Origin of the sequence: Thermococcus sp. GR5 (genome assembly GCF_012027535.1) — an archaeon.
Lineage (GTDB): Archaea > Methanobacteriota_B > Thermococci > Thermococcales > Thermococcaceae > Thermococcus > Thermococcus onnurineus.
In genome coordinates, this window is record NZ_SNUN01000001.1 from 101,494 (window position 1) to 118,551 (window position 17,058).

Here is a 17,058-nt window from a genome sequence, read left to right on the forward strand (position 1 = left end):
TCACCTCCGAAGATACTCCCTCAACGCCTCTTCCCAATCCATCATCCTCAACTCAATCCTTTCCAGCTTCTCATTTCTCAGCGCCGAAAACATCGGCCTCCTCGCCAGTCTGTTAAGCTCGCTCGATTTTATAGGCTTCACTTCAACGTCCCAGCCCAAGATTTCAAAGATAGTCTTTGTGAACTCATACCACGAGCAGTAGCCCTCGTTCACCATGTGATAGACTCCCCACTCTGGCCCAACCTCCAGGAACTTCTTCAGAGTTCTGGCGACGTCCATCGTGTAAGTGGGGCTCATGAACTGGTCGTCGACTATCCTCAGCTCCTCCCCGCGCTTTGCCTTCTCGATGACCCAGTTCACAAAGTTTCCACCCTTTCCGCTCGCACCGGCCTTTCCGTACAGGCTCGCCACCCGGATGATGTAGTACTTCGTCGAATAATTCCTCGTGAAAATCTCGCCGGAGTACTTACTTGCCCCGTAGACGTTTATCGGGTTCGGAACGTCGTCCTCAGTGTATGGTTCTCCCTTCTCGCCGTCAAAGACGTAGTCCGTGCTGATGTAGACGTTGATGGCATCAATTTCACTGGCAACCCTGGCAACGTTCAGCGCGCCGATGGTATTCACCGCAAAAGCTTTCTCCGGATAAATCTCGGCGTCATCAACCCTCACATAGGCGGCCGTGTTGATGATTACGTCGGGCTTCAGCTCTTTCAGCACCTTCAGGGTCTCGGGAACCGTGACGTCCAGATCCCTGTGAGTCAACGGGATGACCTCAAAAGACGGGTCTTCCCCAAAGACCTTCACCAGGTCGGTTCCGAGCTGGCCGTTGGCCCCGATTATCGCAACCCTCACGGGACATCACCAAGCCTAGTTATCTCCTCTGGATCACTGAGAAGAGATATCCCTTCATTCTCACAGGCATTGGCAAAATCGCTGTCAAACGAAATTAGATATTTGACGTCGTAAAACTTACAGGTTGCGAGAATGAGTGCATCATTCGGCAGCAGGCCGTATTTTATCATGTACTCAACGGAGAGGGTTTCAACAGTCCGGTTTATTTCCAGATCAAGGAAAAGTTCAAAAAGCCTTGAGAAGTCCAGGAGCTCCTCCCTCAGGTTCCTGATAATATCGGGGTTGTGTTTGAGTGTATACGGGCGTTCGCCAGTTAATGCCCTTAGGTACACCATAAGCGCCTCACTGAACACTATGCTGTTAGAATACAGGACGTCAAACCTCTCCCTTAAGTCGAGGAGGTCAATATTGCCTCCCAGGTGCTCAATTATTACGTTGGTGTCCACGAAGGCCGTTAGATGGCCCATTCCTCTTCGACCTCTCTGAGGAGTTTTTTAAGATCCATGTCCTTGAACTTTCCGTGAAGTTTCTGGACACTGTACTCTATAATAACCTCTCTCTCAACGATTCGTTTCAGCCGCTTGAGGTCAATCGTCTTCAGTATCTCGTCAGGGATGTTAAGCTCAATGGCGATTTTTCCCATATCCAACCACCGTCGGTGTATTTTTTATCATAGCGTTATAAAATGTTTTGCGATAGTAGTGTCTCAGAACACCCATCCCTTTTCGATGGCCTCCTTCAGCGTTGGCCACTTTCTGTCCTTCTCTGATACTATGGGGTCATCAATCGGCCAGTCTATGCCTATCTCCGGGTCGTTCCAGATTATCCCGCCCTCATAGTCAGGGGCGTAGACGTTGTCAACCTTATAGACGACCTCGGCAACGTCGCTCAGCACTAGGAATCCATGGGCAAAGCCCCTCGGAATGTAGAGCTGCCACTTGTTGTGCTCCGAGAGGATTACCCCCACCCATCTACCGAAGGTCGGTGAGTCCCTCCTTAAATCAACTGCCACATCATAAATAACTCCCCTAACGGCCCTCACAATCTTGGCCTGGGTGTAGGGCTCGCGCTGGAAGTGCAGGCCTCTGAGCACTCCATATCTCGATTTTGAGTGGTTGTCCTGGACGAACTCCCCTTTGATTCCAGCCTTTTCAAAATCCGATTTCTTGTAAGTTTCCATGAAGAAGCCCCTCTCGTCCTCGAAGACCTTGGGCCTGATCAGGATAACATCAGGGATTTCCAGCCTTTTAAATTCGAACGGCATAACATCACCTCATCGCCTGAAGTGGCGTAACCCTACCGATATCGGTTGCATCAAAATCTGAATCGTAGCTGACTATGCGGAGGCCGTATTTACGGGCCAAGGTGTACTGGTACGCATCGTCAAAATCGAGGTGGAATTTACGGGAGGCTTCAACCAGGGATTCAAAATCAAAGGGAGTGAGTCTCAGCAGGGAGAGCCCACCGCGCAGGAGAACGTCCTCAACGAACTCCCGGAAGACCCCGTGTTTCTTCTGCTTGAAGAGTATTATCCCTATTGAGTAAACCGAGAAATCCGAGACGGCAAGCTCGCTGGGTGGAGTTTCTCTAAGGAACCTCTCCGCGTTATCAGCGTTTTCCTGATCAAGAAGGATTTCAAGGAACACGTTAGTATCAACTAGATACATCAGCCCCACCATTCAAGGGCCTTGTGCTGAAGCTCCACGGAAGTGTACTTCTTCCTGAGCTCCTTCAGCCCCCCGCGCCATCCAAACTTCATGGGGGAGCGTCTCCTGCGCGCGTTCCTCTCCAGGAGGAACTCGATGTAGTCCAGCACCTCCTCCTTGAGGTCATCTGGGAGCTGTTGAAAGAGCTTGTAAGCGTCCTCCATCACGTTCACCATCCTAAACATTCTCGCGGAACTTAATTACCTTTTGCTTACTGCCAAATGATTAATAACACATCTCATTCAACCAGTTCGAGTCTGAGCTCGGGGGCGACATCCTTTACCAGTAAGAAATGCCGGTCCTTTGTTATCAGGGCCATGCCTCTGGATATTGCAACGGCGGCGATTATCACGTCCACGGCGGGAACAGGGGTGCCTGCCTTTACAAGTTTCTCTGAGAGCTTAACAGCCAGAGCGTATTCTTTGGGCGATGGTATGAGGACTCCCAGATCCAGAGAGACTCCCTTTGGGTATTCCACAAGATTCAGCGCCGTTGTATAGCCGTCCCCGGGATTCTCGCCGCTTTTAACGAGGTCGATCAGGACGTTCGTGTCGTAGAGTTTCTTTTTGTCCTCTCCCATTCCAGATCCCTCATTTTCCCGTAGTATTCCTCGTAAGCCTCGTCCGGAATGGACTCCATCTCCCTGAGGGTCTCATCCCCCAGAAGTTCTCTGAACTCCAACATGGACATCTCGGTTCGGGAGTTCTCAAGCTCACTGAGGTACTCGGCTATGGCTTTTCTCGCCACTTCGCTCCATTTAATTTCTGGGTGCTTTTTCATCCTGCGGTAGAGCTCCGGAGGTATTGAAAGGGTCATAGTCGGCATATCATCACCATACATAATTATGTGTACGCACATATTTAAATGTTCTCACCACCCCAGCTTCCAGGGCGTCGGGTGGAGGACCTTCTCGTTGACCAGCGGCCTCCACCAGGCCTCGTTTTCGAGGTACCATTCGACAGTCTTTCTAATGCCCTCCTCAAAGCTGTGCTTCGGTCTCCACTTGAGGTCGCGCGTTATCTTCCAGGAGTCGAGGGAGTACCTCAAATCGTGGCCGGGCCTGTCCTCAACAAACTCTATAAGCGACTCGTCCCTGCCCATGAGCTCAAGGATCGTCTTAACGACCCCCAAGTTAGTCTTTTCCTCGCCGGCGGAGATGTTGTAGATTTCCCTAGGCTCCCCTCTGAGCAGAACGGCCTCAATTGCCCTTACGTGGTCTTCGACGTAGAGCCAGTCCCTGACGTTCTGGCCGGTGCCGTATATCGGGATCTTGAGCCCCATGCTGGCCCTGATTATCGTCTTGGGGATGAGCTTTTCCGGGAACTGGTAGGGGCCGTAGTTGTTGGTGCACCTCGTTATGGAGGCGTTCAGACTGTAAGTCCGCGTCCAGCCAAGCACGAGAACATCACTGGCAGCTTTAGTAGCAGAGTATGGGGATGAGGGCATAAGCGCGTCTTTTTCGGTGAACGAGCCTTCCAGGATATCGCCGTAGACTTCATCGGTGCTCACGTGAACTAGTCTAACTTCGGGGTTCTCTTTCCTGATGGCTTCAAGAATCGTGTAAACACCGATGACGTTGCTCTTTAGAAAGTGCTCAGGGCTTGAGATGCTCCTGTCCACGTGGCTCTCAGCAGCGAAGTTAACTACCGCATCAACTTTCTTGATTAGCCCCTTAACGAGCTCAAAGTCCGCTATGTCTCCCTTGACGAAGGTGTAGCGCGGATTGTCCTCGATGTCTTTCAAATTTGCCGGATTCGACCCGTAGCCGAGCTTGTCGAGATTTATCACTTCCCAGTCAGGGTGCTTTTCCAGGATATAGCGGATGAAGTTGCTCCCTATGAAGCCCATTCCACCGGTCACTAAGAGTCTCATCATTCCACCTCACAGCATTAACTGGGAATTGTCACCGACGACCAGCTTCCTCCCAATGGGATGGTTGTTCCCCTCTAAAATCTTCACGTTCTTCCCTATGAGGCTCTCCACAATCCTGCCGCCGCATCTAATCTCGCTTCCCTCAAGGATCACGGAGTCCTCAATCTCGATGTTCTCGATGACGCAGTTGTCGCCGATGCTCGTGTAGGGGCCGATGTAGGCGTTCCTGATGATGCAGTTCCTGCCGATTATCGCGGGGCCCTTTATGACGGTGTTCCCGTCGATCTGGGTACCTTCCCCGATGACCACCCTTCCATGGATTCTGGCCTTTGTCTCGACCCGTATATCCGTCTGGATGTCGTCCAGGATGAGCCTGTTGGCGTCGAGTATGTCCTCGGGCTTTCCGGTGTCCTTCCACCAGTTCTGAACCTTCGTCCACCCAACGCGGTAGCCGTGGTCGATGAGCCACTGGATCGCGTCGGTTATCTCAAGCTCGTTCCTCCAGGAGGGCCTTATGTTCTCGACTGCCTCGTGGATGACGGGCTTGAAGAAGTAGATTCCCACAAGCGCCAGGTTGCTCGGCGGCACCTTGGGTTTCTCAACCAGCCGTTTGATGGTCTTTCCGTCCTCACTCAGCTCGGCCACACCGAACCGCTGGGGATTGGAAACCTCACAGAGCAAAATGCTGGCGTCGAAGTTTCCCTCTTTGAAGTGGTTCAGGTGCTCCACTATGCCTTCCCTGAGGATGTTGTCACCGAGGTACATCACAAAATCATCGTCACCGAGATAATCCCTCGCGACCTTTATCGCGTGTGCTAAACCTTTCGGCTCGCCCTGGTAGATGAACTCTATGTCAGCGTCCCAATCAACGCTCCTAACGGTCTCCATCACCTGCTCCTTGTTTGGGCCGACGATAATTCCAATCTCGTGAATGCCGGCCTCGATGACGTCCTCGATGGCGTAGAACAGGACGGGCTTGTTCGCGACTGGGATGAGCTGCTTCTGCTGGGAATACGTTAACGGCCTCAGCCTCGTACCGTGACCTCCGGAGAGAATAAGGGCCTTCATGATCATCCACCGCCGTCAATACTATCCCAGAAAATAAAAACCTATCGTGGCCGTCGTAACGGCCAACATCCTCAGAGGGTGGATGAATAGGATTCCAAATGTAACGTTATGCTCAGGCCGGTTCACCCAATCGCCGCCTTCATCCCCTCGAGCATCTTAACAACCCTATCAATCATATCTCCGAGGCCCATCTCCTCCGGTGTCGTCTCGATGGTGAGGTCCATCTTAATCGGAACGGTCAGCGTCTCGTCTATCGGCACAACAACCGTCTGGTTTATCGGCACCTCAAGGGTCATGTTGAGCGGCACTGTGGTGTCTACAACGTCCCTGACCCTAACCCTAACCGTCGTGACTATCGGGACATCGACGTAGGTATCAAGCGGAATTATCACCGTCTCCTGCTTGCCGTTCACCTCAACGGTGGTGGTTATGTTCTGGACGATGTGCACCTTCACAGTCTTGTTTACGGGAACGTCAACGTAGGTATCGAGAGGAACCTTCACGGCAATCTCCTCATTTACCGGAACCCTCGCCACCATGGAAACGGGAACGCTGATGTTCATCCTGAGGGGCACCTTTATCTCCTGGTCGAACGGGTACTGAATGGTTATCTTCTCGTTCTTCATGTCCTCCACGAGGGTTATAGCACTGTCTATCTCCTCCAGCGCTATGCTCCTGGCTTTGAGTGCACCGTAGACCATGCCGATGTTGAAGACAAGCAGAATAACCACGAGAACCGTCAGCACCTTAATTAATTTCTCACCCATTACCCACACCCCATCATTAACTTTTGGTTCTCGAAGAATTTAAGGGTTGGGTTTGAAAAAGCAGGAAATTCCATTTCTCCGTCTTTTCAATGTACGATTCGATTTCCATTTTAGCTAACTACTAAACACTCCATCTCAAACCGAATTCCCAACCTGATTGAAATTATCTCGGGAAGTTGCCAAAAAATTTTGATTTAAATAAAAGCAAAGGTTTATATAGTTAAAACACCCAATACTATATGAGGAGTGCCCTGTTGGTGAGACCGAAGCGAAAGTTTCACCCTTGATGGATGCTAAGCCTAACGTGTTCCACAAGTCCGGAGGGCTGGAGTCACAAGCCTGGCGTTCCTTGAGGATGGGATTTTCGCCGAGGTCCCGATTTCAAGGTGCTCCTCACTATCTTCTCGCGCCTGATTCAATTTCTATTCTTACATGAATACCCTCCGCTTCCAACTCAGATCCCAGCATGGTTGAAATTATTTCAAGGAGTTGTCAAAAAATTTTGCTTTAAATAAAAGCAAAGGTTTATATAGTTAAAGCACCTAATGGTATATGAGGAGTGCCTGCAGGGGAGACTGAAGCGAAAGCTTCACCCCAGGCAGACCTAACCCGAACAGTGATTCCATGATCTGAGAGGGTCATGGGACCACTATTAAGCAGGGAAAGGTCTGTCAAGAGTGGAACTTCACTCCAGACTCGTCTGTATGGCGCTCCTCACTATTCTACCGCTCCGTTTCTAAACGGTGTGTGGCCATTGCCAGCATCTCATTTAAATCTTCCAAATCATACACCATACCCCATAGCCTTTCTTTACCTCCAATCCTCTTCGCAACGAGGACTAAATGAATCCTCCGCTTATCCCCCACAGCTTCGGCTTTTTTGGACAGCAATTTGAGCTCCTTTTTGGCCTCGCCAAAGCTCAGCTCCTCCCACTTCACCTCAAAAAACGCAATGTCTTCCCTTCCGAGGGCAACCACATCAATCTCAAAGGAATCCTTACCCTTCTCCTTGCCTTTGAACTTCCCCCAGAGCTTGCCCGTTCTGATAACCTCAAAAGGCACAAGTTTTGGAACAAGCAACTCCACCAGACTCTCAAACTTACGGCCAACGTAAGCGTTGAAGTCGTTTTTATCAAAGCTCAGCTCGTTCCTCTCGAGCTTGGAATAATTCCGCCACAGAAATCTGAACCAGAAGTCAACCAGGTTTTGGGTTATGTAATACCTGTTTCTCCCCCGCTCAAAGACATCTTTCCGCTTTGTAACCAGTTCATACTCCCGCTCAAGGGCAGCGAGATACTTGGTGAGGCTCGTGCTCTTGACGGACAGATAAGAGGAAATCTCCCCCAGCGTGTTCTTGCCCTCGCTTATCGCTTGGAGGATGCTGAAGTAAGTCTTGTACTCCTTACCTAGCTCCTCTTTGAGCATCATGAGGACTTCAGGGAACATCGGATAAGGCTCCTCAAAGAACATCATACGGATGAAGTCCTCAACCGGCAGACTGAATCTCTCAAGCGTCTCGTAGTACTTGGGCGAGCCGCCAAAGACCGCCCACATCACAACGGCGTCCTCGATGCTGTAGCCCAAATCGCGCATTATTTCCGTCACTGTCCCAAAACCCAGCTCCCGGAGTTTTATGATGTAATCGAACCTGCCATAAAGCGGGCCTTGATAGTCTTCGACAAGCTTCTTGCTCATACTAATGAGTGAACCCGTAACGACGAGCTTTGCATCGCGGTACTTGTCGAGGAGCCTTTGAAGATCATAAAGAAAGGAGGGATTTACCCTGAGGGCATTCTGGAGTTCATCAATGAATATCGTCTCCCCTTCCCTCATTAAGAACTCAACGATTTCCTTCATAGAGTTGAGCGTTGGAATGTATCTCCTCTCGCGAATTTCTTCGATCCAATCTCGGCATATTAAGGCCTCGTTCTTTTCGGCCGGGATGAAGAGCGTTATAGGGTTGAGAGCCTCCTCGACCAATCTAGTCTTTCCCACTCTGCGCCGTCCGATTATGGCAATTCTCTTGCCCCTTCTGAGGAGTTCAATCTCCCGCTCACGGTCATAAAACTTCATTTTTATACCCCACAGGTATTATACCTGATAGGTATAAAAAAGTTGCGGATGCTCTAGTGGGGAATGGCCGTTCAAAGATGCAAAAAATATGTAGAGATATTACTCGCCCCTCTGTATCTTTGCATGCCCTCCAACGAGGCTCTTCCTGAGCTCGAGGTTCCTTATCTCGCACTTCTCATCGATGATGGAGCGCCATATCGTCGAGTTCCTGATTATGGTTCTACGGAAAATTATCGAGTCGCTGATGTCAGAGTTCTCTATGACGCACTCCTCACCTATGTAGGCGTACGGCCCTATTATCGACCTGCCGAGTATTTTGGCGCCCTTCTTTATGACCACCGGCGGGATTATCTTGGCGTAGGGGCTTATTTGAATCTCCTCGACGTGGCTCTCTCTGAGGAGAGTCTTGAGAGCCTCCAGGTAGCTGTCCGCACTTCCTATGTCGTACCAGTACTCGGAGAAGCGGTAGGCCCTGATGTCCTCACCCTTCTCCAGGAGCCACTGGATGAAGTAGCCGGGTGAATCCTTGTTTCCGTCGGAGAGGTACTCATCGATTTTCTCCATTACCCTTCTCGGGAAGATGTAAACGCCCGTGCTGACGAGAGTCGACTTCGGCTCGGCCGGCTTCTCCTGGAAGGAGATGACCCTGTCGCCTTCAAGAACGACCACACCGTAGCGCTTGGCCAGCTCTAGGTCGCCGACGTCGTAGACCGCTATGAGGGTCCTCCCGTCGTAGGCCTTCAGGAAGTCCACCAGGCTGAAGGAGAACAGGTTGTCTCCGGCTATGATGAGGTAGTCATCTGAACCGAGCTCCTCCAAAGCCTTTTTCATAGCCCCTATCGTTCCGAGCTTCTCCTCCTCGTGGAGGGTGTCTTCCACGATGAGGTTTATGCCATTCCTCTCAGCGTAGGGACGGAAGTGCATCTCAAAGAACCTGTTGGTCGATATGTAGGCTTCGAGACCAAGCTCGTCGACCTTTTCCAGAATGTAGTCCAGTATCACCTTGTTCCCGACAGGGAGTAAGGCTTTGGGATTATCTTTGGTTATGGGCCAGAGCCTCGTCGCGTAGCCGCCGGCCATTATCAGAACCTTCATAGCGCTCACCGTTCCAACGTACTTCAACCACAGGGTTTACCCCTAACATATTTAAATAATTTCGCTTCATCATGGGTGGTGGTATGAATGAAGGTTCTGGTCACGGGCGGTGCAGGCTTCATAGGCTCCCATCTTGTGGACAGGCTCATGGAGCTCGGATACGAGGTCAGGGTTCTGGACGATTTAAGCGCCGGCAGTCTGGACAACCTTAAACGCTGGCTCGAGCATGAGAGGTTCGAGTTCATAGAGGGAGACATGAGAAATCGGGAAATCGTGGAGAAGGCCGTTGAAGACGTAGAGGTGGTCTTCCATCTCGCCGCCAATCCGGAGGTTAGGATCGGCTCTCAGAGCCCGGAGCTGCTCTACGAGACCAACGTCGTTATAACCTACAACCTCCTTGAAGCAATGAGGAAATCCAGGGTCAAATACCTCGTTTTCACCTCGTCATCGACGGTCTACGGCGACGCCGAGGTCATCCCCACTCCAGAGGACTACGCCCCGCTCGAGCCGATAAGCGTCTACGGCGGGGCGAAGCTCGCGGCTGAAGCCCTGATAAGCGGCTACGCCCACACCTTCGACTTCAAAGCTCTCGTCTTCAGGCTGGCCAACATAATAGGCGAGCGCTCCAACCACGGCGTCATCTACGACTTCATCAACAAGCTCAGGAAGAACCCCAATGAGCTGGAAATTCTGGGCGACGGAACCCAGAGGAAGAGCTACCTCCACGTGAGCGACACCGTTGATGGGATGCTCCACATCTTCGAGCACTTCAGGAAGGAAGGCAAAACCTACGACGCTTACAACCTCGGAAACGACGACTGGATAACCGTCAGGGAAATCGCCGAGATAGTCAGCGAGGAGATAGGGCTGAATCCAGCCTTCATGTTCACAGGTGGAGTCGACGGTGGCCGCGGCTGGAAGGGCGACGTCAAGTTCATGCGCCTGAGCATAGAGAAAGCGAAGAAAACCGGCTGGGAGCCGAAGCTCAACAGCTACGAGGCCGTGAGGAGGACGGTGAGAGAGCTTCTCTCGACCATCTGACTCATTTTATTACCTCATACACTTTTCTTGCCACTATGAAGGCGAAGGCGAGAAGGAGCAGATAAGCGGAGAGCATCAGAGAGCTTTTGACGTCCCTCGGCAGATAAAACTCACCTATCTCAAGAGTTATCAATATCCCAATAAGGGCTATGGTCAGGAATATCTCCACCGACGGGCTCACGAGTGCGGCCGTGATTATCCACAGCGCAAGGAACAGGACAACGTTCTCCCTCATAGCCATCTCTCGATCCCACCGAGCCGCTCAAGGATCACCTTGACGTAGTCCTTCACGCTCTCAACGGATTCTATCCTCAGGAGTTCTTCCATTCCGGCGGCGATTCCAAGGAGAACGGCCGAGGCAACGGGGTCAGCGTAGACAGGGCCGTCGCAGAGTGGCTTTACGAAGATCTCTATCGTCCCGTCCTCTCTCTCAAAGGCCTCCGCCGAACCGAGGCCCAGGGCGCTTAAGCCGGAGGAAACGGCCGAGGAAGCGTATCCGAGGCCCGTTCCGGAGAGCCCACCGACGTTCTCCTCAATGTAGCTCACAAGCGCCCATCCAGCAGGAGGACTTATCAGAACGCCGCTCTCCTCCTCGGTGCCCGTAACAAATACGGTCCCCTCGTCGAGCTTTCCAAGGCTAAGGGAGACAGCCTCGGACTTGGGAAGGAAGATGCCACCTTTAGGGAGGTTCTCGTAGGGCGGTATGATCACCGGCTTCCCCCTGAGCTCGAGGTCATTCCTTAGCTTTTCAACGAACTCACATGAAGGTTCGCACGCTAGGAAAAGAGCCTCCCTGCCAACGTGGTTCCTGGAAGGCATAGCAGCCATTACCAGACCAAGAATTATCGCCCCGATTCCCAGGTTGACCAGAGATGTTATTCCAGATACGCCCCCGCGGTACCACAGGACGATTCCAGCCGCTAAAAGGATACTTCCCAAAATCCTCCCCATTCTAACACCGGAACGAATAAACTTAATAAGGTTTTTATGCCTTATGGATGCGATGGCGATGAGGAGAGCGTTGCTTTTAATAATAACCCTAATTCTAATCGTCGGCTCCGTTCCACTCGCCTCCGGGAAGGCCGTTGAGGAGCCGACCCAGAGGGATGTTTTTCTCTATGAGTACTTCTCCAAGATTATCCTCCGCTTTGAGGACTCCCTGAAGTACGTCCTGGTTAACGAGAGCTACGGCCTAACTCTCGCCAACACCACCCTAAACGAGCTGGAGCTCATCCACCTGGAGGCGCTGTACTACCAGGAGAAAGGAGTTAACCCCACGGTGATGAAAGTTATCCAGCCGTTCTACGAATTCTCCAGAGAGCTGATGATTCTGAACGAGCTCATACTTGAGTTCCGCAAAAATCCAACATCCGCGGTTACAGCCGGAATCCGGGGCACAGTCCTCAACATGGAGTCCCTCCTGGATGAGATAGACTCCCTGGAACTGATGAACGGGACCGAAATCCTGAAGTTCAATACGGAGAAGGTCAGAAAGTACCTCGGCGAGATAGATAAACTCGTCTCCAGGACTCCCCCCAGCGGGAAGTTCGAGATAGGGATCTCGGATTCAGAGCCGATGCTCTACCAGTCAGTCACGATCTTCGGCTCCTGTCCGGGCAACGAGACTGTCACCGTGGTCATAACAAAGGGGAACTTCACGTCCTTCCTCATAGTCACCCCCCAGAACGGGCTCTTTGCCACCATGTACCGGTTCAGGGAGCTCGGGACTTACACGGTGTACGCCACCCAGGGAGGGCTCAGGTCGAACACCATCAACGTGACGGTAAGGAAGATACCCTCCGTCTTTCTGGTCGAAAACGTCTACAGCGCCTTTCTGAACCAGAGCCTCACCGTCTCCGGAAAGCTCGTTGACTACTACGGCAACCCCCTGGGGAAGAGGGAGATAACGGTTGGAGACGAAACGCTCGTCACCGGACCCGATGGAGGCTTCGCAAAGAGCTACCACTCCTCCGAGGCCGTGACGTTCCAGGTGCCGCTGGAATTCGCCGGCGACGGAACCCACACCGGAACCTCAGAGATAGTCACGGTTGAGTTCAGGCGCTTCCCGGTTGCGATAACCCTCAACGGGCCCGAGAGAATAACCCTCGGGGAAAAAGCCGCGTTCACAGGAAGGGTGAAGCCGAACATGACCTTCCCCCTCATCGTTTATGTCAACGACACCCCCCAGTTCAACATCACGGCCGAGAACGGAACCTTCTCCTTCGCCCTGGAGCCGCAGAGTCCCGGTCGGCTGAAGGTCTACGTGGCCTTCGCCGGCAGCGAGGTGTACGAGGGAGCTACATCCAACGTGATTCTCCTCACCGTTGTCCCGCCGGAGAACATGATGCCGAGGTACATCGCTATCGTTGTCCTGGCGATGCTCCTCGCGGCTGGTATCCTAACTAGGAGAAAGAAAGACCAAACAACGCCTCAAGCATCCCAGAAGACGGTCTTCAAGTACGCGGCAGGGGGGAATGAAACGTCCGGAGAGTTCCTTGAAATCCCCGAAGACATCGGTGAGGCTTATAAGCTCCTCAGAGAAAGGCTGAGGGAGATGTTCGGAATAAGCGAGAGCCTGACTCCGAGGGAAGTCCTGAGGATTCTCCGCGACTGGGAGCTGTATCCAGACCTTGAGGCCGTAACAAAGCTCCACGAGAAAGCCGTTTACGGGGAAATCCCCCTGGGTGGGGAGGAGCTAACCGAGTTCAGGGCGAGCATCGAGAGGCTGCTTCGGGGTGAGAGAGGTGAATAAAACCATAAAGTACCTCGTTCTTATCCTACTCATCTTCACCCTCATCACCATGCCGCTGACGGTACCCCTGTTCAAGAGCTCCACCCAGTACAGTATGTTCAACACAAACTGGGACGGGATTTCAAACTTCGTCAAGCTTGCCCACGGAGAGGGGAAGCGGGTCGCTCCCATCTTCGAATCCTTCGACATGGCCAGCATCAGCGAGAATAACGGTGTTCTCGTCATAGTCGGCCCCAACATGACCTTCACTGATGCCGAGATAGAGCAGATTAAGACCTTCCTGGAGCGTGGAAATACCCTCTTCATAGCCGACGACTTCGGCACGGGCAACGAGATACTGAGGGCCCTCAACTTGTCAGTGAGCATATCCAACTATCCCCTCCGCGACTTCTTCTACGAGAAGGATGATAGGATCATAGTCTCCGTTAGGATAGAGAACCCCCTTCTGGCAAGAAACGTCACGAGAATAGTCACAAATGAGCCCTCTGCAATTCTCGTGACGAGGGGCGGTGAGGCCTACGCGAGCAAGGTGGCTATGATAAACTCCCAGAGGAAGCAGTACCCGCTCATGACTGAAGTCGAATACGGGAATGGAAGGGTCGTAATCCTGGCAGATCCGGATATACTGATAAACCAGCTCTACGGCGAGAACGAGCCTTTCCTAAGGAACCTCATCGAGTACCTCGGAGGCGATACCTTCTACATAGACGAGGCCCATCACCCGGACTTCAACCTGTACACCGCTGGAACAGTCACGATAACGAGGCTGCTGCCCAAAGACATGGTAATCAGGCTGATACTCGTCATCGGTATTCTAATACTCCTCAGGGAGCTGGGCATCTTCAGAGCGGTGGGAAGGCTGCTCTGGAAGCCTGTCTCGCGCTTCTTCAGAAGGAAGGAAAGCCCCGAAGAGCTCGCCCTGGCTCTGGCGAGGGAGCGGGGCTGGGATGAAAAGGAGATAATCGAGATGCTCGAAAGGATGGGTGGTTGATATGATACTCGAGAAGATTAAGGCCGAGGTTGGAAAGGCAATAGTCGGAATGGACGATGTGATCGAGCTGATGACGATAGCCATTATAGCCAACGGGCACGTGCTCCTGGAAGGAGTCCCGGGAATAGCGAAAACGACCCTGAGCAAGAACTTCGCACAGACCCTTGGACTGAAGTTCTCGAGGATACAGATGACGCCAGACATACTGCCGGCAGACATAATCGGCCACACCTTTTACGACATGCGAACCGGGGAGTTCAAGATAAGAAAGGGCCCCATCTTTGCCAACGTCGTTCTCGTCGACGAGATAAACCGTGCCTCTCCAAAGACACAGTCAGCTCTCCTCGAGGCGATGGAGGAGCGACAGGTCACCATAGAGGGCCTCCCCCTCAAGCTCCCGGAGCCGTTCATAGTCCTCGCGACGATGAACCCTGTGGAAATGGAGGGTGTCTACGAGCTCCCTACCGCGCAGATTGACAGGTTTATGATGAAGATAGACCTCACTTACCTCCCCGAGGAGAGCGAGAAGGCAATGCTCAGGATGAAGAGCCTGGGGCAGTTCTCGGAAGCAAACCAGGTCGTCCTCGGGAGCGAGCTGGCCAGGGCCAGAAGAGAGGCCATGAGAGTCCACGTGAGTGAGGCAGCAATCGACTATATATACGCCATCGTCAAGGAGACGAGGCTCGACGAGAGGGTGATCCTTGGAGCCTCGCCAAGGGCTGGCGAGCATCTCCTCTACACCGCCAAGGTTAAGGCCTACCTAGAAGGGAGGAGCTACGTCATCCCGGATGACGTTAAATGGCTGGCTATTCCAGTCATCTCCCACAGGATCGTCGTCAAGCCTGAGTACGAGGTGGACGGCATCGACGGGAAGACCATTGTAAGGGAAGTCCTCGAAAGGGTAGAGGTGCCAACGGAATGAAAAGGGCAGGAGTCTTGCTCTCCCTCGCGGCAGTCCTTTCGGCCGCCGCTTACCTGATGGGCAGCCCAGCGGCGGCGCTGATGGCGGTCGGGATAATGGCCCACTACGCCCTCGCAAGGTTAAGCTTTGAGCCCAGTGTAAGGGTCGAGAGAACCGTTCCGGAGAGAGGAACCGAGAGGGAGCCTGTAAAGGCCAGGATCAAAGTCGAGAATCTCTCCGGGGTTACGGGCGTACTGAGGATAAGGGAAACATCGAAGAGCGTCTTCGCTAGGGAGCTCAGGACCTTCCTGAATCCCGGCGATAAGAAATATCTCGAGCAGACGATAGTTCCCCAGGCTAAGGGCAGGATAGCGATCAAAGCAGAGGCGACTTTCGAGGATGAGCGCGGGCTCTTTAAGAAGGACTTCCCTGTGATAGAACACGGAGAGATGACTATCTTCCCATCACCCAGAAGCATAAAAGAGGCCATGAGGGAAAGGCGCCAGGTCGAGGCCCTGGCCGAGGTCGAGAGGGCCCTTGGAATCGGGGCAGAGACCCTTGACTTCGAGGAGCTCAGGGAGTTCCTTCCAGGGGATGATATAACCAAAATCGACTGGAAGGCCACCTCAAGGCTCAACACGCTTATAGTCAGAGTCTTCAGGAGGGAAAGCCTCGCTGATGTTTACCTGCTCGTCAACGTCGACCGCAAGTTCCGCAGGGAGCTAAAGGCGGGCAAGATAGACTACCTCGTCCTCATCATAGCACAGCTTTCCGCCTACTTCAGGAGGTTCGGCCACAGCGTGAAGGTTGTAGCCTATGACGAGGCGGGCATCGTCAGGGTAATAGAGCACGCAAGTGACCCGCTGACACTCGTCTCCGAGCTCGGACTCAGGGGCGAGAAAGGTTTGCCCCCGCTGAAGCCATCCGGCCTGTCGTCCCCATCGACGATAGGGAGACTGGTACTGAAGATGAAGCGCGGCTCCAGCGCCTCGGGTCCCCTCAAAGCGGCAATGGAAGTCAAGAGCGGGGCGTACGTGATAATGGTCGATGACCTCGGCCTCCACCCGAGGGAGATAATCAAAGCAGCGAGGGTGCTCGAGAGAAAAGGCTCAAAGGCCGTCCTCCTGTATCCAAACCCTGTATTCTTCGTCAGCAAAGAGGGGCTGACCGAAAGAGAGCTGGAGACCCTCTACCGCGGCTACCGCGAGAGGAAGGAGGTCATGAGGAAAGTCAGGGGCTGGATAAAGGTCATTGAAGTCGGCCCCCGAGACGTGCTTCCAAGGGTGGTGGGTAGGCTGTGATAGGGCTGATAGCGACCATCCTAACTGGAATAGTGCTCAAAAACTACGTCTTCCTCCTGATCATGCTGGCTTATCTGCTGAGGTTAAGGAGCAGGAATGCCTCACTGGCCGCTTTCTACCTCTATGTCCTCTCCATAGCGGTATCGCTTCCCAGTACTTCCATCTACACATGGGAAGGACTCAAGCTTGCCGTGTTTGTGGCCCTCTCCACGGTCCTCGCGCTCGACGACGTTCTCAGAGGAATCAGGGTCGAAAGGGAAGAGCTCATCCTCTCAGCGGTTCTAATAGTCTCGGCCGTGACGGACTACACATTCCTGATAGTCCTCATAGCAGTAGTTCTCTACTCATCCTACAGGCACTTCGGGAAAGCGACTGCATACCTCGCCGGCTGGCTGGGACTTTCAGCGGCGGTGATGTACCTGACAAGGGACAGCCTCACCGACCCCGTGGCTCAGGCCTTCGTCATCATCGGCCTGGGACTGCTCTTCATCCTCTTCGCCGAGCGGAAGGATGTTGAGTTCCTCGAGGTGAAGCTGTTTGAGGGGGAGTGAATGTCCAGCCCGACGTGCTCAAGGATGGCTGCACAGGTACTCCCAATCTATTCTAGGTTCCGGAGGAAAAGGGTTTTAAACCGGGCGAA

The 17,058-nt window shown here is 52.9% G+C and carries 21 protein-coding genes; 6 read left to right on the plus strand and 15 right to left on the minus strand.

Going from position 1 to position 17,058, the window contains the following annotated elements; all coding sequences use genetic code 11:
- The 13 genes from rfbD to E3E33_RS00585 all read right to left on the minus strand — a co-directional run bounded on the left by rfbD (position 1) and on the right by E3E33_RS00585 (position 9,432).
- Positions 1-852 (minus strand): dTDP-4-dehydrorhamnose reductase, encoded by an 852-nt coding sequence (gene rfbD / locus E3E33_RS00525; RefSeq protein WP_167711669.1) that lies wholly within the window; start codon positions 850-852, stop codon positions 1-3.
- The gene (locus tag E3E33_RS00530; RefSeq protein ID WP_167711670.1) at positions 849-1,319 is read right to left on the minus strand and encodes a type II toxin-antitoxin system VapC family toxin; all 471 of its coding nucleotides are present in this window, start codon (positions 1,317-1,319) and stop codon (positions 849-851) included. The genes rfbD and E3E33_RS00530 overlap by 4 nt, the downstream gene beginning before the upstream one ends.
- A complete protein-coding gene (locus tag E3E33_RS00535; protein WP_012572811.1) occupies positions 1,307-1,495 on the minus strand; it encodes a hypothetical protein in 189 nt (62 codons plus the stop codon). Before E3E33_RS00535 ends, E3E33_RS00530 begins: the two co-directional genes overlap by 13 nt.
- Before the next feature lie 63 nt (positions 1,496-1,558).
- Positions 1,559-2,116 (minus strand): dTDP-4-dehydrorhamnose 3,5-epimerase, encoded by a 558-nt coding sequence (gene rfbC / locus E3E33_RS00540; protein WP_167711671.1) that lies wholly within the window; start codon positions 2,114-2,116, stop codon positions 1,559-1,561.
- A 4-nt stretch (positions 2,117-2,120) separates the two neighbouring features.
- On the minus strand, positions 2,121-2,519 hold the full coding sequence (locus tag E3E33_RS00545) for a PIN domain-containing protein (protein WP_012572809.1): 399 nt from the start codon (positions 2,517-2,519) through the stop codon (positions 2,121-2,123).
- Positions 2,519-2,722, minus strand: coding sequence for a DUF2281 domain-containing protein (locus E3E33_RS00550; RefSeq protein ID WP_058938042.1), 204 nt, complete (start codon positions 2,720-2,722; stop codon positions 2,519-2,521). The genes E3E33_RS00545 and E3E33_RS00550 overlap by 1 nt, the downstream gene beginning before the upstream one ends.
- Positions 2,723-2,796: 74 nt before the next feature.
- A complete protein-coding gene (locus tag E3E33_RS00555) occupies positions 2,797-3,138 on the minus strand; it encodes a type II toxin-antitoxin system VapC family toxin (protein ID WP_167711672.1) in 342 nt (113 codons plus the stop codon).
- On the minus strand, positions 3,096-3,383 hold the full coding sequence (locus E3E33_RS00560) for a hypothetical protein (RefSeq protein ID WP_167711673.1): 288 nt from the start codon (positions 3,381-3,383) through the stop codon (positions 3,096-3,098). Before E3E33_RS00560 ends, E3E33_RS00555 begins: the two co-directional genes overlap by 43 nt.
- A gap of 45 nt (positions 3,384-3,428) precedes the next feature.
- On the minus strand, positions 3,429-4,430 hold the full coding sequence (rfbB, locus tag E3E33_RS00565) for a dTDP-glucose 4,6-dehydratase (protein ID WP_167711674.1): 1,002 nt from the start codon (positions 4,428-4,430) through the stop codon (positions 3,429-3,431).
- A gap of 9 nt (positions 4,431-4,439) precedes the next feature.
- Complete coding sequence (locus E3E33_RS00570; protein ID WP_167711700.1) at positions 4,440-5,498, minus strand: glucose-1-phosphate thymidylyltransferase; 1,059 nt, start codon at positions 5,496-5,498, stop codon at positions 4,440-4,442.
- Positions 5,499-5,620: 122 nt separating this feature from the next.
- Positions 5,621-6,265, minus strand: a complete 645-nt coding sequence (locus E3E33_RS00575; RefSeq protein WP_167711675.1) for a hypothetical protein — start codon at positions 6,263-6,265, stop codon at positions 5,621-5,623.
- 722 nt (positions 6,266-6,987) lie between these two features.
- Entirely contained in the window at positions 6,988-8,337 is a 1,350-nt protein-coding gene (locus tag E3E33_RS00580; RefSeq protein ID WP_167711676.1) for an ATP-binding protein, read from the minus strand.
- 99 nt (positions 8,338-8,436) lie between these two features.
- A complete protein-coding gene (locus tag E3E33_RS00585; protein ID WP_167711701.1) occupies positions 8,437-9,432 on the minus strand; it encodes a sugar phosphate nucleotidyltransferase in 996 nt (331 codons plus the stop codon).
- An 87-nt stretch (positions 9,433-9,519) separates the two neighbouring features.
- On the opposite strand from E3E33_RS00585, the gene E3E33_RS00590 reads away from it, so the two are divergent.
- Positions 9,520-10,473 carry an NAD-dependent epimerase/dehydratase family protein gene (locus E3E33_RS00590; RefSeq protein ID WP_167711677.1) on the plus strand — a complete coding sequence of 318 codons (954 nt, stop codon included), beginning with the start codon at positions 9,520-9,522 and terminating at the stop codon, positions 10,471-10,473.
- Between the two features lies 1 nt (position 10,474).
- On the opposite strand, the gene E3E33_RS00595 is transcribed toward E3E33_RS00590, so the two are convergent.
- Together E3E33_RS00595 and E3E33_RS00600 are read right to left on the minus strand one after the other, a co-directional pair.
- Positions 10,475-10,714, minus strand: coding sequence for a hypothetical protein (locus E3E33_RS00595; protein WP_167711678.1), 240 nt, complete (start codon positions 10,712-10,714; stop codon positions 10,475-10,477).
- Positions 10,705-11,424: a hypothetical protein gene (locus E3E33_RS00600; protein ID WP_167711679.1), complete on the minus strand. Its 720-nt coding sequence runs from the start codon at positions 11,422-11,424 to the stop codon at positions 10,705-10,707. Before E3E33_RS00600 ends, E3E33_RS00595 begins: the two co-directional genes overlap by 10 nt.
- Before the next feature lie 52 nt (positions 11,425-11,476).
- Between E3E33_RS00600 and E3E33_RS00605 the strand changes: the two genes are divergently transcribed.
- The 5 genes from E3E33_RS00605 to E3E33_RS00625 are packed head-to-tail and all read left to right on the plus strand — an operon-like array spanning position 11,477 to position 16,969.
- A complete protein-coding gene (locus E3E33_RS00605; protein WP_240911981.1) occupies positions 11,477-13,225 on the plus strand; it encodes an Ig-like domain repeat protein in 1,749 nt (582 codons plus the stop codon).
- Positions 13,218-14,216, plus strand: coding sequence for a DUF4350 domain-containing protein (locus tag E3E33_RS00610; protein WP_012572794.1), 999 nt, complete (start codon positions 13,218-13,220; stop codon positions 14,214-14,216). The genes E3E33_RS00605 and E3E33_RS00610 overlap by 8 nt, the downstream gene beginning before the upstream one ends.
- Before the next feature lies 1 nt (position 14,217).
- Positions 14,218-15,138 (plus strand): MoxR family ATPase, encoded by a 921-nt coding sequence (locus E3E33_RS00615; protein ID WP_012572793.1) that lies wholly within the window; start codon positions 14,218-14,220, stop codon positions 15,136-15,138.
- On the plus strand, positions 15,135-16,418 hold the full coding sequence (locus E3E33_RS00620; protein WP_167711680.1) for a DUF58 domain-containing protein: 1,284 nt from the start codon (positions 15,135-15,137) through the stop codon (positions 16,416-16,418). The genes E3E33_RS00615 and E3E33_RS00620 overlap by 4 nt, the downstream gene beginning before the upstream one ends.
- Complete coding sequence (locus E3E33_RS00625) at positions 16,415-16,969, plus strand: hypothetical protein (RefSeq protein ID WP_167711681.1); 555 nt, start codon at positions 16,415-16,417, stop codon at positions 16,967-16,969. Before E3E33_RS00620 ends, E3E33_RS00625 begins: the two co-directional genes overlap by 4 nt.
- The last annotated feature ends 89 nt before the right edge of the window (positions 16,970-17,058 follow it).

Bases quoted from the DNA above. Each gene is read 5' to 3' on its own strand.
- E3E33_RS00530 (WP_167711670.1), bottom strand. From the start codon at position 1,319: ATGGGCCATCTAACGGCCTTCGTGGACACCAACGTAATAATTGAGCAC.
- E3E33_RS00535 (WP_012572811.1), bottom strand. From the start codon at position 1,495: ATGGGAAAAATCGCCATTGAGCTTAACATCCCTGACGAGATACTGAAG.
- rfbC (WP_167711671.1), bottom strand. From the start codon at position 2,116: ATGCCGTTCGAATTTAAAAGGCTGGAAATCCCTGATGTTATCCTGATC.
- E3E33_RS00545 (WP_012572809.1), bottom strand. From the start codon at position 2,519: ATGTATCTAGTTGATACTAACGTGTTCCTTGAAATCCTTCTTGATCAG.
- E3E33_RS00550 (WP_058938042.1), bottom strand. From the start codon at position 2,722: ATGGAGGACGCTTACAAGCTCTTTCAACAGCTCCCAGATGACCTCAAG.
- E3E33_RS00555 (WP_167711672.1), bottom strand. From the start codon at position 3,138: ATGGGAGAGGACAAAAAGAAACTCTACGACACGAACGTCCTGATCGAC.
- E3E33_RS00560 (WP_167711673.1), bottom strand. From the start codon at position 3,383: ATGCCGACTATGACCCTTTCAATACCTCCGGAGCTCTACCGCAGGATG.
- rfbB (WP_167711674.1), bottom strand. From the start codon at position 4,430: ATGAGACTCTTAGTGACCGGTGGAATGGGCTTCATAGGGAGCAACTTC.
- E3E33_RS00570 (WP_167711700.1), bottom strand. From the start codon at position 5,498: ATGAAGGCCCTTATTCTCTCCGGAGGTCACGGTACGAGGCTGAGGCCG.
- E3E33_RS00575 (WP_167711675.1), bottom strand. From the start codon at position 6,265: ATGGGTGAGAAATTAATTAAGGTGCTGACGGTTCTCGTGGTTATTCTG.
- E3E33_RS00580 (WP_167711676.1), bottom strand. From the start codon at position 8,337: ATGAAGTTTTATGACCGTGAGCGGGAGATTGAACTCCTCAGAAGGGGC.
- E3E33_RS00585 (WP_167711701.1), bottom strand. From the start codon at position 9,432: ATGAAGGTTCTGATAATGGCCGGCGGCTACGCGACGAGGCTCTGGCCC.
- E3E33_RS00590 (WP_167711677.1), top strand. From the start codon at position 9,520: ATGAAGGTTCTGGTCACGGGCGGTGCAGGCTTCATAGGCTCCCATCTT.
- E3E33_RS00595 (WP_167711678.1), bottom strand. From the start codon at position 10,714: ATGGCTATGAGGGAGAACGTTGTCCTGTTCCTTGCGCTGTGGATAATC.
- E3E33_RS00600 (WP_167711679.1), bottom strand. From the start codon at position 11,424: ATGGGGAGGATTTTGGGAAGTATCCTTTTAGCGGCTGGAATCGTCCTG.
- E3E33_RS00605 (WP_240911981.1), top strand. From the start codon at position 11,477: ATGGCGATGAGGAGAGCGTTGCTTTTAATAATAACCCTAATTCTAATC.
- E3E33_RS00615 (WP_012572793.1), top strand. From the start codon at position 14,218: ATGATACTCGAGAAGATTAAGGCCGAGGTTGGAAAGGCAATAGTCGGA.
- E3E33_RS00620 (WP_167711680.1), top strand. From the start codon at position 15,135: ATGAAAAGGGCAGGAGTCTTGCTCTCCCTCGCGGCAGTCCTTTCGGCC.